15 protein-coding genes are annotated in these 14,594 nt (G+C 38.9%); 12 read left to right on the forward strand and 3 right to left on the reverse strand.

Annotation, left to right across the window (positions count from 1 at the left end; all coding sequences use genetic code 11):
• The coding region (gene pheA, locus PI85_RS04670; protein WP_039391317.1) for a prephenate dehydratase at positions 1 to 784 on the forward strand (784 nt) is incomplete at its 5' end.
• An 18-nt stretch (positions 785 to 802) separates the two neighbouring features.
• Positions 803 to 1,195, forward strand: a complete 393-nt coding sequence (locus PI85_RS04675; RefSeq protein WP_036119233.1) for a thiol-disulfide oxidoreductase DCC family protein — start codon at positions 803 to 805, stop codon at positions 1,193 to 1,195.
• Between the two features lie 71 nt (positions 1,196 to 1,266).
• On the opposite strand, the gene PI85_RS04680 is transcribed toward PI85_RS04675, so the two are convergent.
• Positions 1,267 to 1,800: a transcription repressor NadR gene (locus PI85_RS04680; RefSeq protein WP_036119231.1), complete on the reverse strand. Its 534-nt coding sequence runs from the start codon at positions 1,798 to 1,800 to the stop codon at positions 1,267 to 1,269.
• A 141-nt stretch (positions 1,801 to 1,941) separates the two neighbouring features.
• Here PI85_RS04680 and PI85_RS25155 point away from each other — a divergent pair, with 141 nt between their 5' ends.
• From PI85_RS25155 to yajC, 7 genes are all read left to right on the forward strand, one after another.
• Positions 1,942 to 2,943 carry a LysM domain-containing protein gene (locus PI85_RS25155; protein WP_036119226.1) on the forward strand — a complete coding sequence of 334 codons (1,002 nt, stop codon included), beginning with the start codon at positions 1,942 to 1,944 and terminating at the stop codon, positions 2,941 to 2,943.
• A gap of 34 nt (positions 2,944 to 2,977) precedes the next feature.
• Entirely contained in the window at positions 2,978 to 3,811 is an 834-nt protein-coding gene (locus tag PI85_RS04690) for a phosphotransferase (protein WP_080709132.1), read from the forward strand.
• Positions 3,812 to 3,922: 111 nt separating this feature from the next.
• Positions 3,923 to 4,543 carry a Holliday junction branch migration protein RuvA gene (gene ruvA / locus PI85_RS04695; protein ID WP_036119220.1) on the forward strand — a complete coding sequence of 207 codons (621 nt, stop codon included), beginning with the start codon at positions 3,923 to 3,925 and terminating at the stop codon, positions 4,541 to 4,543.
• 18 nt (positions 4,544 to 4,561) lie between these two features.
• The gene (ruvB, locus tag PI85_RS04700) at positions 4,562 to 5,566 is read left to right on the forward strand and encodes a Holliday junction branch migration DNA helicase RuvB (RefSeq protein WP_008181185.1); all 1,005 of its coding nucleotides are present in this window, start codon (positions 4,562 to 4,564) and stop codon (positions 5,564 to 5,566) included.
• Between the two features lie 17 nt (positions 5,567 to 5,583).
• Complete coding sequence (queA, locus tag PI85_RS04705) at positions 5,584 to 6,624, forward strand: tRNA preQ1(34) S-adenosylmethionine ribosyltransferase-isomerase QueA (protein WP_036119217.1); 1,041 nt, start codon at positions 5,584 to 5,586, stop codon at positions 6,622 to 6,624.
• 55 nt (positions 6,625 to 6,679) lie between these two features.
• A complete protein-coding gene (gene tgt, locus PI85_RS04710) occupies positions 6,680 to 7,825 on the forward strand; it encodes a tRNA guanosine(34) transglycosylase Tgt (protein WP_008181181.1) in 1,146 nt (381 codons plus the stop codon).
• A gap of 262 nt (positions 7,826 to 8,087) precedes the next feature.
• Complete coding sequence (yajC, locus tag PI85_RS04715) at positions 8,088 to 8,351, forward strand: preprotein translocase subunit YajC (RefSeq protein ID WP_036119213.1); 264 nt, start codon at positions 8,088 to 8,090, stop codon at positions 8,349 to 8,351.
• 53 nt (positions 8,352 to 8,404) lie between these two features.
• Here yajC and PI85_RS04720 read toward each other — a convergent pair whose 3' ends face one another.
• Positions 8,405 to 9,241, reverse strand: a complete 837-nt coding sequence (locus PI85_RS04720; protein ID WP_235318455.1) for a polysaccharide deacetylase family protein — start codon at positions 9,239 to 9,241, stop codon at positions 8,405 to 8,407.
• A 171-nt stretch (positions 9,242 to 9,412) separates the two neighbouring features.
• Here PI85_RS04720 and PI85_RS04725 point away from each other — a divergent pair, with 171 nt between their 5' ends.
• The gene (locus PI85_RS04725) at positions 9,413 to 10,048 is read left to right on the forward strand and encodes a DUF421 domain-containing protein (RefSeq protein WP_036119206.1); all 636 of its coding nucleotides are present in this window, start codon (positions 9,413 to 9,415) and stop codon (positions 10,046 to 10,048) included.
• On the opposite strand, the gene PI85_RS04730 is transcribed toward PI85_RS04725, so the two are convergent.
• A complete protein-coding gene (locus PI85_RS04730) occupies positions 10,045 to 11,562 on the reverse strand; it encodes an oligosaccharide flippase family protein (protein ID WP_036119202.1) in 1,518 nt (505 codons plus the stop codon). The two genes, PI85_RS04725 and PI85_RS04730, sit on opposite strands and share 4 nt — an antisense overlap.
• 93 nt (positions 11,563 to 11,655) lie before the next feature.
• On the opposite strand from PI85_RS04730, the gene PI85_RS04735 reads away from it, so the two are divergent.
• Both PI85_RS04735 and secDF read left to right on the forward strand, forming a co-directional pair.
• A complete protein-coding gene (locus tag PI85_RS04735; protein WP_008181166.1) occupies positions 11,656 to 11,964 on the forward strand; it encodes a post-transcriptional regulator in 309 nt (102 codons plus the stop codon).
• Between the two features lie 346 nt (positions 11,965 to 12,310).
• On the forward strand, positions 12,311 to 14,578 hold the full coding sequence (gene secDF, locus PI85_RS04740) for a protein translocase subunit SecDF (RefSeq protein ID WP_036119198.1): 2,268 nt from the start codon (positions 12,311 to 12,313) through the stop codon (positions 14,576 to 14,578).
• The last annotated feature ends 16 nt before the right edge of the window (positions 14,579 to 14,594 follow it).

Genomic DNA, 14,594 nt, shown 5'->3' on the forward strand with positions numbered 1-14,594 from the left:
GCTTGTACCCTGTGCAACGATCCCTGAATGTATTGAGGCAGTAGCAGAGGGAAAGGTAGATTTAGCCGTTGTACCATTAGAAAATGCCTTAGAAGGTTCAGTTACGCTTACACTTGATTACTTATTCCATGAAGCATCACTATATGTAACAGGTGAATTATTACTGAAAATACAGCAGCATTTAATGGTCAATAAAGCGCAAATGGATAATTGGCAGTCCATCGAAGGGGTCTATTCCCATCCACATGCCCTAGCGCAATGCCATAAATATTTATTTTATCGTTTCAGTCATGTGCCACTTCAACAAACAACTTCAACAGCAGCCGCTGCGAAATATGTATCCGAAAACCCAGAGCAATGTATAGCAGCGGTAGGAAATGCAGCTGCCGCAGAAAAATATGGCCTTGAAATAGTAGAGTCCAATATCCATGATTTCCATTTTAACCATACTCGTTTCTTTGTTCTGTCTAAGAAAAATCAACGTTTGCCACAAGAATTATCTGATGGGCAAGCGAAAACAACTTTAATGATTACATTGCCAACTGACCGTTCAGGAGCATTACATCAAGTGCTTTCTGTCTTTGCATGGCGTCAACTGAATTTAAGTAAAATCGAATCGCGTCCATTGAAGACAGGACTAGGTGATTATTTCTTCATGATAGATGTGCTAGCGGATGAAAAAGTACCAATGATGCGCGGTGCAATGGAAGAACTTGCTGCACTAGGTTGCAAAGTAAAGTCATTAGGTACATACTTTACGTATCTTACATCTGACGAAGCATAGCTCTAAGGGGGAAATATAATGTGTGGGATCATTTTATTTGATGGTATCTGTAACTTTTGTGATAGCACCGTTCAATTTATTATCAAACATGATCAAGCAGGTTATTTTCAATTTGCGTCATTACAAAGTGATGTCGGTCAAGCATTACTCCGACAGTTTAATATATCCGAAAAAATAGATAGTGTGATCCTCATTGAAGATGGGAAAGCATATGTTGAGTCGACTGCAGCTTTAAAAATAGCCAAAAATTTGGAGAAGGTTTGGCCTTGCTATTATCTGTTCATTCTGGTGCCCCCAATTATTCGCAATATGTTATATAGACGGTTTGCCAAGCAACGCTATCGTTTATTTGGCACCAAAAAGGAATGCCTTTTACCTACCCCTTCACAAAGACAACGATTTCTCTCCTAATAGGTTGAAGGAGTGGAACGAGTCATCATCTAATGATATAAAGCACAGTATGAGAAAATACTGTGCTTTTTTTATTGGTCTGTCACCAAATAGCCCTTTTTCTGTAAGGCTTGTTCAATTAACGTTAAAACTTCCACAGAGGGGGCTGTTATGACATGAAGATGAATGCCTCCTGTTAGTGCAGATAAATAATTAGCCTGAGTGGCATTAACTCGTTCAATAAATTGTTTTACCTCATGACGGTTTGACACCATGATAGAGGCTGTTAGTTCGCCATAAATAGGATGTTCAACCATAACATTTTTGACGGTGCCTCCACAATCTACAATCGTCATGAGCTCATCTTCTGTTTGCTCAGATGTGTGTATGCAGGGTAATGTGCGTTCAACAGTTTGCTGTAATTGCTCCTGATGCATATAAAGATAACCCTGACTCGTAGCGATAATGGGTTCGTTTCTCGCCTTTAATAAAGTCATATCATTGACAATAACTTGCCTAGAAACATTGGCGAATTTAGCTAAGTCTGTCCCTGTTATAGGTGCTTTACTTTTTTGTAATTGCGCTAATAGTTGCAGTCGGCGTTCCTCGCCTAACATTTTTTTCATAAGAGATCACCTCTGCCCGTAATAATGGAAACAGTATTCCCTATAGGTTAGTGTACCATGAAGCATTTCTAACTTGTTGAAATTTTTGTATCCAAATGGAACATTGAACATATGATACGTAGAGAGGAAGGGAGGAAAAAATTGCGTATTCATATTGTTCAAAAGGGAGACACATTGTGGAAGATTGCGAAAGAGTACGGCATTTCGTTTGAAGATTTGAAGCGGCTCAATGTCCATCTTGCCAACCCAGATTATATTGTCCCGGGCATGGAAATTATATTGCCTGAAAAAATAAACAAAGAGCCACATAGAGAGTCACATAAAGAAATGCCAAAAAAGGAATCACAAATGCATAAGGAGACACCTAAGGAAGTTCCGAAAAAAGAGGTACAAAGGCCAATGCCACCACCACCAATTGTACCGCCAGCTCCAATGCCAATGCCAGAGCCACAAATGATTCCAATACCTATACCAATGCCTATGCCAATGCAGATGCCACAACAACCGATGTGGGTTCCACAGCCTGTAGAAATGAATTGGCACCAACAATTAGTCATGCCACAAATGGAGCAAACAGTCACAACACCACCACCAGTACAAATCCAACCAGCGCCACCGCCACCACCACCTGTAGCGAAGCCAATGCCACATCCAATGCCACAACCAGCACCACCGCCAATGCATATCATGCCACATATGCCTGCTGTACCACATTGCTCAAGCTGCCATCAACCAATTTATCATCATCAAATGTGGTGGCCGATGCCAATGCAGCCACAGGCCGAGCAGTATATGATGCCGCAGCAGCCGATGTCCTTTGAGATGCCAGAAAATAAAGTGGGCGGGATGGAAGACTTCTTGGAGTCCACATCACCATTTTTCCACACGCCTAATCAACAAATGCAGCCACAATTTAATATGATGCCTGAAATGAACATGGGTAAATCATGTGGCTGTGATGCACAACCATGTGGCTGTCAATCACAACCGATGCCGATGCCAATGCCTGCATGGCAAATGGATCCATGTCATTGTCCACCACCACCATGTCCAACGCATTGTCCACCGCCGTGCCCGTCATCAGTAGGACCTTGGATGTCACCGCATTATTTCCCAGGCGGGATGACGCCTTATCGATGGTGAAAAAGCGTATATTGTCGAAGAGGTAAAATCAAATATTTGGAAATATAGATATCGATCGAATACTTATTTTGTCAAACGAGCAAAACAACTAGAGATTGCAGAGAAGGTAAGAACAATTCATCGCCAGCTAGGTCGAATTGAACCTAACCTTATCCTACCATTAGTCCGGAGTGATGATGAGCAGCTCATAGTGCAAGAATGGCAAGAAGGAAGCCATGGTGCCAATTTTACTCATAAAAAGGATCGGAAGGAATCTCTTCAACTACTAATAGCCTTACATGACACATATAAAAAAATCGCTTGGCAACGCTTGCCTGGCTTGCATACCTATTCACAACTTTTAAAATGGCAAATGCGTCATATGCGTTTTAAAAGCAGAAGAAATGAGTTTCGGGCTTTCTTAACGAAAGAAGAAATCGATCAAATTTTGCATTATAGTGATAAATCGCTGCAGTTAATTGCCTTGGAGGATGTAGCTGAAAAAGAAATTACACTATTGCACGGGGATGTTGTACATCATAATTTTTTATGGTGCACGGACGGACAATTGCGTTTAATTGATTTTGATTTGGCGCATCTTGGAGAAGCTGATGACGAATATATTTTATGGTTGCATCGAGTACTACCTGCAGTCGATTATGATTTAGCTAAAGTCTTTGCGGAGTTACCAGAGCTGAAACGACTTGATAAAAGAAAGCTTCATCGTTTAAAATACCCGAATGAACTGTTGCGAGAATGGCTTTTTGCTGTGGATTTGCCACTTGATCAGCAACTAGTATTTTTAGATTATTTAGTACCATTTACTAAACGAGCCCTCACCTATTGGCCAAAACTGTGGTACGATATTGATAGATTTGTGAAGAAATGACCGTCATTTGGCGGTCATTTTTGTCTTGAACAGCGTTTTGGATACTACTTTCTGTCGAGCATTCGTTCGCTATATGCTATAATCGAAGACGATGATTGTGAGGGAATATAGATGTATGATTATTTAAAAGGACTAATTACTCGTATTACACCAGAATATATTGTGCTAGAACAACAGGGGATTGGCTGGCAATTGAATACACCCAATCCGTTTGCATTTCGAACATCAGCACTAGAACAACAAATTTTTGTTCATTTACATGTACGAGAGGACGCACAAATGCTTTACGGTTTCCCGAATCTAGATCAACGTGAGCTGTTTCGTAAGTTAATTTTAGTATCTGGAATAGGTCCAAAGGGGGCACTAGCTATTTTAGCGACTGGCAACCCACAGCAGGTTATTAGTGCGATTGAACGGGAAGACGAAACGTTTTTAGTGAAGTTCCCTGGAGTAGGTAAAAAAACCGCACGTCAGATGATATTAGATTTAAAAGGCAAGCTAGGCTCTTTATTAGAGACAATTGAACTGCCGAGTACAGAAGATGAACTGCCATTGTTTGGCGTTAATGCTTATAAACACGAATTAGAAGAAGCGATACTTGCTTTAATGGCACTTGGTTATTCTGAAAAGGAGCTCGAAAAAATTCGCCCACAGCTTGAGGATAACGACAAGCTTGAAACGACAGATGCCTTTATGAAACAAGCGTTACAACTATTATTAAAATTAAAATAAGAAAAGGAGGGAAGAGGCATGTCTGAACGTATGATGGCTAGTGAGGCCAGTGGCTATGATGAACAGTTTGAATTATCTTTACGCCCACAAAGGTTAGCCCAATACATAGGGCAACATAAAGTAAAGGAAAATTTACAAATTTTCATTGAGGCAGCAAAACTTCGGCAGGAAAGTTTAGACCATGTGTTGTTATATGGACCACCAGGGCTTGGTAAAACAACATTGGCTGCTGTTATAGCAAATGAGATGAGTGTCAATGTTCGCATGACAAGTGGTCCAGCAATTGAACGTCCAGGAGATTTAGCTGCGATTTTAAGCTCACTAGAGCCTGGTGATGTTTTATTTATTGATGAGATTCATCGACTACCTCGTGCCATTGAAGAAGTGTTATATCCAGCAATGGAGGACTTCTGTTTAGATATTGTGGTGGGAAAAGGTCCTGAAGCACGTTCTGTACGACTTGACTTACCTCCCTTTACCCTTGTAGGTGCTACAACAAGAGCTGGTGCCTTATCAGCCCCTCTGAGAGATCGCTTTGGTGTATTATTACGCTTAGAGTACTATGATGATATTTCTCTTGCTGAAATTGTTGCTCGCAGTGCCCATTTATTTGAGGTAGAAATTGAGCAAATAGCAGCAATGGAGATGGCGAGACGTTCTCGTGGTACACCTCGAATTGCCAATCGCCTATTGAAACGAGTACGAGATTATGCACAAGTGCTTGGAGATGGTATGATAACGGAGGGTCTTGCAAAGCAAGCTTTAGAGCTGTTACAAGTGGATCCAAGAGGGCTTGATCATATTGACCATAAACTTGTCACGAACATGATTGAGCGCTTTCGAGGAGGTCCTGTGGGCTTAGATACGCTTGCGGCATCAATTGGTGAGGAACGGGTGACGATAGAAGATGTCTATGAACCCTATCTCATGCAAATTGGGCTTATTCAACGCACTCCACGAGGAAGAGTGGCGACACATTTAGCCTACGAACATTTTGGATATGAGTATCCCCAACAAACATAAAGAAGGAAGTTTTTTTCATGCGTGTAGAAGATTTTGATTTTGAATTACCAGAGGAGCTTATTGCCCAAACACCATTAGTAGACCGTACAGCTAGTCGATTAATGGTTGTGACACCTGGCTCAAATGAAGTAGAGCATCACCATTTTGCACATGTCTTAGATGAGCTACGTGCGGGAGATTGTCTGGTGTTAAATGATACAAGGGTCTTACCGGCTCGCTTAATGGGTGTAAAAGAGGAGACAGGCGCCCATATTGAGGTATTATTACTGAAGCAATTGGCAGGTTCAGACGAGTGGGAAACACTTGTAAAACCAGCAAAACGCGTAAAAGTAGGGACAGTTATCACATTTGGAGATGGCTTGCTAACAGCTACTTGTACAGGTGAGCTTGACCATGGTGGACGAACATTTGAATTTCATTACGATGGAATCTTTTATGAAATATTAGAGCAGCTTGGTGAAATGCCATTACCGCCTTATATTCGAGAGAAATTAGAAGACAAAGATCGCTATCAAACGGTCTACGCGAAAGAACGTGGCTCAGCTGCTGCTCCAACGGCGGGTCTACATTTTACAGAAGAATTATTAGAACAAGTAAAGGCAAAAGGGGTAGAGGTTGTCTTTATTACTCTTCATGTCGGACTTGGGACATTCCGTCCTGTTAGTGTGGATTCGATTGAAAACCATGAAATGCATGCCGAATTTTATAGTGTGACGGACGAAGCGGCAGACACGATTAATCGTGTAAAGCGTAATGGCGGTAAGGTAATAGCTGTTGGGACAACCTCCACACGTACATTAGAGACAATTGGCTCTAAATATGATGGTGAGGTACGACCAGAGCAAGGTTGGACATCTATTTTCATCTATCCAGGCTATGCGTTTTCAGTGGTGGATGGTTTAATTACAAACTTCCATTTACCAAAGTCAACACTTGTTATGCTAGTGAGTACGCTAGCCACTAGAGAATCTATTTTAAGTGCCTATCAGCAAGCTGTAGAAGAAAAATATCGCTTCTTTAGTTTTGGTGATGCTATGTTTATTCGACCAAAAGAATAAAAAAGAAATAATCGGAGTACTGTTTTTACTTCAGATCAGAGAGGGTTTTATTTTTATGACACAACCAGCAATTCGCTATGAATTACTTCATACATGTAAACAAACAGGAGCACGTCTTGGTATCGTGCATACACCACACGGCTCCTTTGAAACGCCAGCATTTATGCCAGTTGGGACACAAGCAACGGTTAAAACAATGTCTCCTGAGGAATTAAAAGAAATGAATGCTGGTATTATCTTATCTAACACGTATCATTTATGGCTTCGTCCAGGCAATGATATCGTCAAGGAAGCAGGCGGACTGCATAAATTTATGAACTGGGATCGACCAATTTTAACAGATTCAGGCGGTTTCCAAGTATTCTCTCTAAGTCAGTTCCGCAAAATTGAAGAGGAAGGCGTTCATTTCCGTAATCATCTTAATGGAGATAAATTATTCCTAAGTCCAGAAAAAGCGATGGAAATTCAAAATGACTTAGGCTCGGATATCATGATGGCCTTCGACGAATGTCCACCGTATCCTGCAACACATGAATATATGCTGCAATCAGTAGATCGTACAACACGTTGGGCAAAACGATGCAAAGAAGCTCATAATCGTCCGGAAGAACAAGGGTTATTCGGAATTATTCAAGGCGGTGAGTACGAGGATCTACGCCGTCGTTCTGCAGAAGCATTAGTGGAGTTAGATTTCCCAGGCTACGCTATAGGCGGGTTATCTGTTGGAGAACCGAAAGATATTATGAACCGTGTTCTTGAGTTCACAACACCGTTAATGCCAGCAAATAAACCTCGATATTTAATGGGAGTGGGTTCACCAGATTCATTAATCGATGGTGCCATTCGTGGTGTTGATATGTTTGACTGTGTTCTGCCAACACGTATTGCGCGTAACGGTACACTGATGACATCAGAAGGTCGTTTAGTCGTTAAGAATGCAAAATATGCTCGTGATTTTGGGCCAATTGATCCGAACTGTGATTGCTATACATGTAAAAACTATTCACGAGCTTATATTCGTCACTTGATTCGTACAGAAGAGACATTCGGTATTCGTTTAACGTCATATCATAATTTACATTTCCTATTAAAGCTAATGGAACAAGTACGTGAGGCAATTCGTCAAGATCGCCTTGGTGATTTCCGAGAAGAGTTTTTCGAGAAATATGGCTTTAATGGACCAGATGCGAAAAACTTTTAACCAATTACTTTTGTAAGGATAATAAAGTGGACGAGTTTTTCATAAAAAAGGGCATTAGAAATACTCTAATGTCCTAAATGACTAGCCATAGTATGGCAAAATCATTCAAAACTTTGTAAAAAGTGAATATTTCTAGCAAAATATTGTCAATCATAGAAAAAATATTAGTAAATGAGAAAATTTTTGGGCTTGTCCATCGCTTTTTAATGGTGGAATAGTCTATACTAAAAAAGTGAGATTTGGAAAGGGGGCAAGAAGTATTATGGATCAATTATTAGGCTTAGCACCAATATTATTAATGTTCGTTGCTATGTGGTTTATCTTAATCCGTCCAGCTAAAAAAAGACAGCAGGAAACACAAAATATGCAAGGTAGTTTGCAACGTGGAGATAAAGTCATTACTATCGGTGGCATGCATGGTGTCATTGATGCAATCGAGGACACAGCAGTAACATTAAAAATCGCTGATAATGTACGTGTAAAATTTGACCGTCAAGCAATCGGCCGAGTTGAAAAAGAAATGTAATTATAAAAAGAAAAAGGCTTACAATAGGTATTAGCCATATTGTAAGCCTTTTCTTATTGCATTGTATTTATTTTATGGATTAAGTCGGCACCCGAATCATTGCCATTTACAATGATTCTACTCAGTGTAAATAATCCATCACCCTTTTTGACATTTTTATTTTGAATGACAAAGCCCATTTTAAATCCAGCCTCCTGCGCTATTTTAATGGCAGTTGCAGATTGAATACCATATGGATAGCTAATGGCGATGGGCTCATAGCCTAATTTTTCTTTAATGATGTTTCTGGAGTGAATAAAATCATCCTTGACCCTTGCTTCGTACTGCTCTTGACTTTCTAATTGTCCGTTCAAATAGCTTGGGCCGTAAATGGCACCATTCATTCTACCGAATTTTGAAGGTAATTTATAATGCGAGTCCCAAGTATGGCTTTGGATCGTTATATAATCTTGCATTTCTTTTAATTGATCCCAGTTCATTTTGGCAATTTCATGTGGATAGGAAATTTCTTTGGCTGTGTCGACAATTCGACTTGCAATAACAAAGATTTCAGCATGTAGGTCATATTTTTTCAAAATCGGATAGGCCTTTTCGTAATTGCTGAGATAGCCATCATCAAAAGTAATCAATACAGGCTTTTCAGGTAATTTGATTTGGTTCGTTAAGTAATCATGTAATTCTTTGACTGAAATCGCATGATAACCTTCTTCCTTAAGTGCTCTCATCTGTTTATCAAAATTATTGGGTGAAATAACCGTATTATTGTTTATATTTTCCGCTAAATGGTGGTACATAAGAACGGGTATAGTCTGTTCTTCGTATCCATAAGTAAGGAATGGATACGTGAACAGAACGATATAAACAACAACGAAAGCAATCATTTTCCTCATCATTTTCTCACCTTATTTGCTGTTTATAGTTAAAAGTATGTCGTTCTTTATATTTTGTACGAACAACTAAAGACTATTCCTTGAATAAAATCATTTTTCAGCAAGATGACACCATCATTCTGTATAAAAAACAAAAATAAGGTCACCTTGATATTATGGGGGTGTATACTGATGGAAGAATATTTCCATATAATTTTTAGAACCTGTTTTTTATATGTGTTTATCATCATCGTCTTTCGATTAATGGGTAAACGAGAAGTGGGTGAGCTATCTGTTATCGATTTAGTTGTATTTGTTTTAATTGCTGAAGTGGCTGCCTTTGCGTTAGATGATTATAAAAATCCTCTATTTAATGCGATTCTACCCATTATTATTTTGCTCTTTATACAAATACTAAGTGCTTATTTATCGTTAAAATTCAAAGGAATCCGCGACTTAGTTGACGGTGATCCAGCATTACTAGTAAAAGACGGTGTGATATTAGAGAGTGAAATGCGGAAACACCGTTATAATTTGGATGATTTATGTCAGCAATTGCGAGAAAGTGGTATCGCCTCTGTCTCCGATGTTGCATTTGCCTATTTAGAACCTTCGGGTAATCTTTCCGTTTACAAAAAAGATGAAAAACCATTTGTTTATCCATTAATTATTGATGGAGATATTCAAGAAAGACATTTATTAACGATGCATAAAGATGTGGAATGGTTGAAGAATGAACTAGCTAAAAATAATATTACAGATAGTAAAACAGTGTTTTTCTGTATTTGGGAAGACGAACGACTGTATATCCAATTAAAAGAAAGCTAAACTTTCTTGGCTAATTTACGGATATAGCGGAAATCCGTTATACGTAATTGATTGGTAAATAATAAACTCGTAAATAATAAAAATAATGTGACACAACTGTTTAAAATAAATGGTAGTGATAGTAATGGCATTAGGAAGTATTGGGCGATACAAACGGCAATAAAGCAACTATAAGGTACGACAAACATTCTAAAGCCTGCTCGTAAGTTTTTCCGTTGTCTAACAGTTGCGATATGCAAGAAAGACGTCATTAAAACGCCAAAGCCAATAGCTACCACAGCCCCTTTTTCTTGAATACCTGGCTGAGAGGCAAGTACAAACATAACAAATAATTTTCCTAGGCCACCATAGATAGAGTTCATCATCGCAGCCCGAGCTTCGCCAATCGCCTGAAGGATGGAATGCAAAGGGCTTTGAATATAATAAAAATAAAAAATGGGGGCTAAAATTTTTACGTAACCACGATTTTCTTCTAAATGGAAAAGCTTCATGGCCAATTCATCACCATGTACAAAGAAATATGTAGCGGCAAAACAGCCCACTAAAGAAGATAATCGTAAGGAAACCGAAATCCGCTCCTGTAGCAAAGAAGTGTGCTGACGAGCGACGGCATCACTGACCGCTGGAATAAGAACAATCGATAAAGCTGTTGACACAAACGCAGGAAATAGCAGTAATGGCACTAACACACCTGAGATAACGCCGTATAGAATGGTAGCTGCAGATGCCGTTAATCCTGCCACTGTTAAAGCTTTCAAAAAGATGATTGGTTCTAAAAACCAAGTGAAAGAACCAAAAAGCTTACTGCCTGCGGAAGGTAGTGCTATACGGAGCATTGGTGATGAAGGATACCCTTCGATTTTTGTTTTGCGCGCAATTAGTTTCTTTTTTGAAATTATATAATGCAGCCATAAATAGAGGAATGCTACTACCTCTGCAGCAAGCGTAATACCCATTGCAGCAGCTGCCGTCACTGCAGCATTATTATAGTTTGCCACATATGGAAGCATTAGTGTAATAAAGCTAATACGCACAACTTGTTCAATCATTTGTGACCAGGCGGTCGGTGTAATTTTAGCGATCCCCTGTAAATAAGCACGTAATAAACCAGATCCTACTGATACTGGTACGGCAAAGAGTGCAATCCATAAGGTGAAAGTTGTATGTTCATTATGTAAGAGTGTCGTAGAAATATATGGTATAGTAAGTGCAACAAGTGGCATAAAAACGATCATGCCAATAAATGACCAAAGAATAGCAGTACGCATGACGCCAAATATGCTTTCGCGTTTATTTTTTGCTAGTAATTCTGCCACAATTTTAGCTACAGCAATAGGTAGTCCAAGTTGAATGAGTGAGATGAAGAAAATAAAAGCTGGATAGACGGTCATATAAATGCCGACTGCCTCTTCACCAGCAATTCGCATAAATTGCATTCTATAAAAGAAGCCAAAAAGTTTAGATAAAAAAATGACAAACATTAAAAATAAAGTACCCCGTACAAAAGAACTCATGCCATCCGTCCCTTCTCAAGCCGCAAAAATTCATTTACACTATTTGTATGCAAGCATGTCTTACGTTACGACTTTGATTGGAGATGATTCAAAATGAGTATGCAATATGAGCAACTATTTGAAAAAATTCGTCCTGCAATTGATAGTAAGATAGCAGAGTTCAAGTATTTTCATTACGATGCTATAACGGCAGAAGAGCTTTGGCGGTACTGTGTTGAAAAAAAATGGCGAAAAAAGAAAGTAGATCAACTACGCTTATATGAGGTGATTGCTACCATATTCTCGGTATCACCATCTGATATCGTCTCATTTAATCAAGTAGAGTTTTTACAAAGTGATAATTGGTTTGAAGAACTGAATACAGAAGAATTACAATTACTGCTTGGTCCAGTCAGAACGTAAATGACGATGTGTCAAATTTTGCAAGAATTCAAAGAAACCTATATGTGTTGAATTGACACCAAGCGCAACCTGTTTCATAATAAGTGTGTTGCGCTTTTTTTATTTTGAAAAACTGTTTACTTACATAAACCTCCCATGCGATATTATTTGCATTAGGAAGGTTAGTACCTAATAATACTAAGATAAACTTGCGCGTTATGAACGAATGAAATAAGTGAAGCTACCTTTTTGAGACACAGGTAACATGATTCTAAGGAAAAGGAGGATTAATCGTTTCAAAAGGTATTGCTAGTTACTTGTTTGGCGTGTAAGGACAACCCTTACACCATTTCGAGGAGGATTTTCAATGAAACTAAAAAGTCGTATAGTTGCATTCCTATTAATTCTTGTGCTTTTAGTAGCTGGAATTAGTACGACTGTAAACGGCGTCTTAAAGGACATTAAGCTTGGTCTTGACTTACAAGGCGGGTTTGAGGTTCTTTACGAGGTAAATGAATTAAAAGAAGGACAAAAAATCACGCCGGAAGTTGTTGCTGCTACGGCAACAGCCCTTGGTAACCGTGTCAATGCGATTGGTGTTAGTGAACCAAGCATTCAGGTTGAGGGAGAAAACCGTATCCGTGTGCAATTAGCTGGTGTTGAAGATCAGGAATCGGCACGTAAGTTACTATCTACTTCTGCGAATTTAACATTCCGTGATGTGGATGATAATTTATTATTAGATGGGAATGATTTAACGGAAAATGGAGCTAGCGCTTCCTTTGACCAGCAAAATCGCCCAATCGTATCTTTAAAATTAAAAGATGCGAAAAAATTTGCAGATGTAACAAGTAAAATTGCTGCGAAACCTGTAGGACAAAATTTATTAGTTGTATGGTTAGACTTTGAAGAGGGTGTTGATTCCTATAAAGCGGAATCACAAAAAGCGAAGCCTCGCTATTCATCAGCAGCAACAGTTAGTCAGACTTTAAATACTACAGACGTTATGATAAGTGGTAATTTCTCTGTTGATGAAACAAAAAATTTATCAGGAATTTTAAATGCAGGGGCACTACCTGTTAAGCTTGACGAAATTTACTCCACTTCTGTTGGTGCTCAGTTTGGTGATGAGGCACTGAAAAGTACCATTTTTGCAGGTATTGTCGGTGTAGTAATTATTTTCTTATTCATGTTATTTTACTATCGTTTACCAGGCTTTATATCCATCATTACACTTGTTGTATTCACTTTCTTAGTCTTGGTTGTATTTGATTGGATTAACGCCGTATTAACACTTCCGGGTATTGCTGCTATTGTACTCGGTATAGGGATGGCTGTGGACGCCAACATTCTAGCAGCAGAACGGATTCGAGAAGAGCTTCGAGTAGGATATTCTGCTAAGCAGGCGTTCCAAATCGGCTCTAAACAATCTTTATCAGCGATTGTCGATGCACAGTTGACGACTCTATTAGCAGCTGGCGTTCTATTTTACTTCGGGACAAGCTCTGTTAAAGGATTCGCCACTACATTAATTATCAGTATTTTATTGAGCTTCTTAACAGCGGTTTGGGGTTCTCGCGTTCTATTAGGAGTCCTTGTTAACAGTGGCTATTTCAATAATCCAGCATGGTATGGTATTGCCAAATCAAAACAACATAGTTTAGATGAAAACATTGGCACATTAGATTTATCAACGAAATTTGATCGTTTCGATTTTGTTCACAACCGTAAGAAATTTTATACATTCTCTTTAGCCATTTTAGTGGCTGGGATAGTGGTTATGGGTATTTTCCGTCTAAACCTTGGTATTGATTTCTCTAGTGGTACACGTATTCAAATTGAAGCAGAACAAACATTAAATCAAGAAGAAGTAGCGAAATTTGTTGATAGCATCGGTTTCCCTTCGGAGGATATTGTCCTTTCAGGAGAAAAGAGTACATCTGCAGTTGTACGTTATAAATCCGATTTATCACAAGCAGATATTTTAAAATTCCAAAAAGAAACAACAGATAAATATGGTCATAAGCCTACTGTAAGTACGGTATCACCAACAGTCGGTAAGGAATTGGTGAAAAATGCCATTAAAGCATTATCACTTGCAGCACTTGGAATCATCATTTATGTAGCAATTCGCTTTGAGTGGCGCATGGGTATCGGTGCAATTGTTTCATTATTGCATGATGTATTCTTAATTGTTGCCGTCTTTAGCTTCATGCGTTTAGAAGTAGATATTACATTTATTGCGGCTGTGTTAACAATTGTTGGTTATTCCATTAATGATACGATTGTTACCTTTGACCGTATGCGTGAAAACTTAGATCGTTATGATACGATTAATGACCGTGAAGTATTGGCGAACATAGTAAATAAATCACTACGACAAACAATGGGACGTTCTGTTAATACAGTCCTAACAGTTATTATTGTTGTTATAGCTTTATTAATTTTCGGTGCACCATCTATTCAAAACTTCTCGATCGCGTTATTGATTGGTTTAATTACAGGTATGTATTCTTCCATCTGTATCGCAGCTCAAATCTGGTATTCATTAAAAATTCGTGAAATGAAAAAATCAGATGGACAGCTACACAAGAAAGAGAAAAAACAATGGGGCACAGACGAACCTACTGTATAATTTAAATGGGCAGGGG

The sequence above is a fragment of the Lysinibacillus sp. A1 genome, from assembly GCF_000801965.1.
Lineage (GTDB): Bacteria > Bacillota > Bacilli > Bacillales_A > Planococcaceae > Lysinibacillus > Lysinibacillus fusiformis.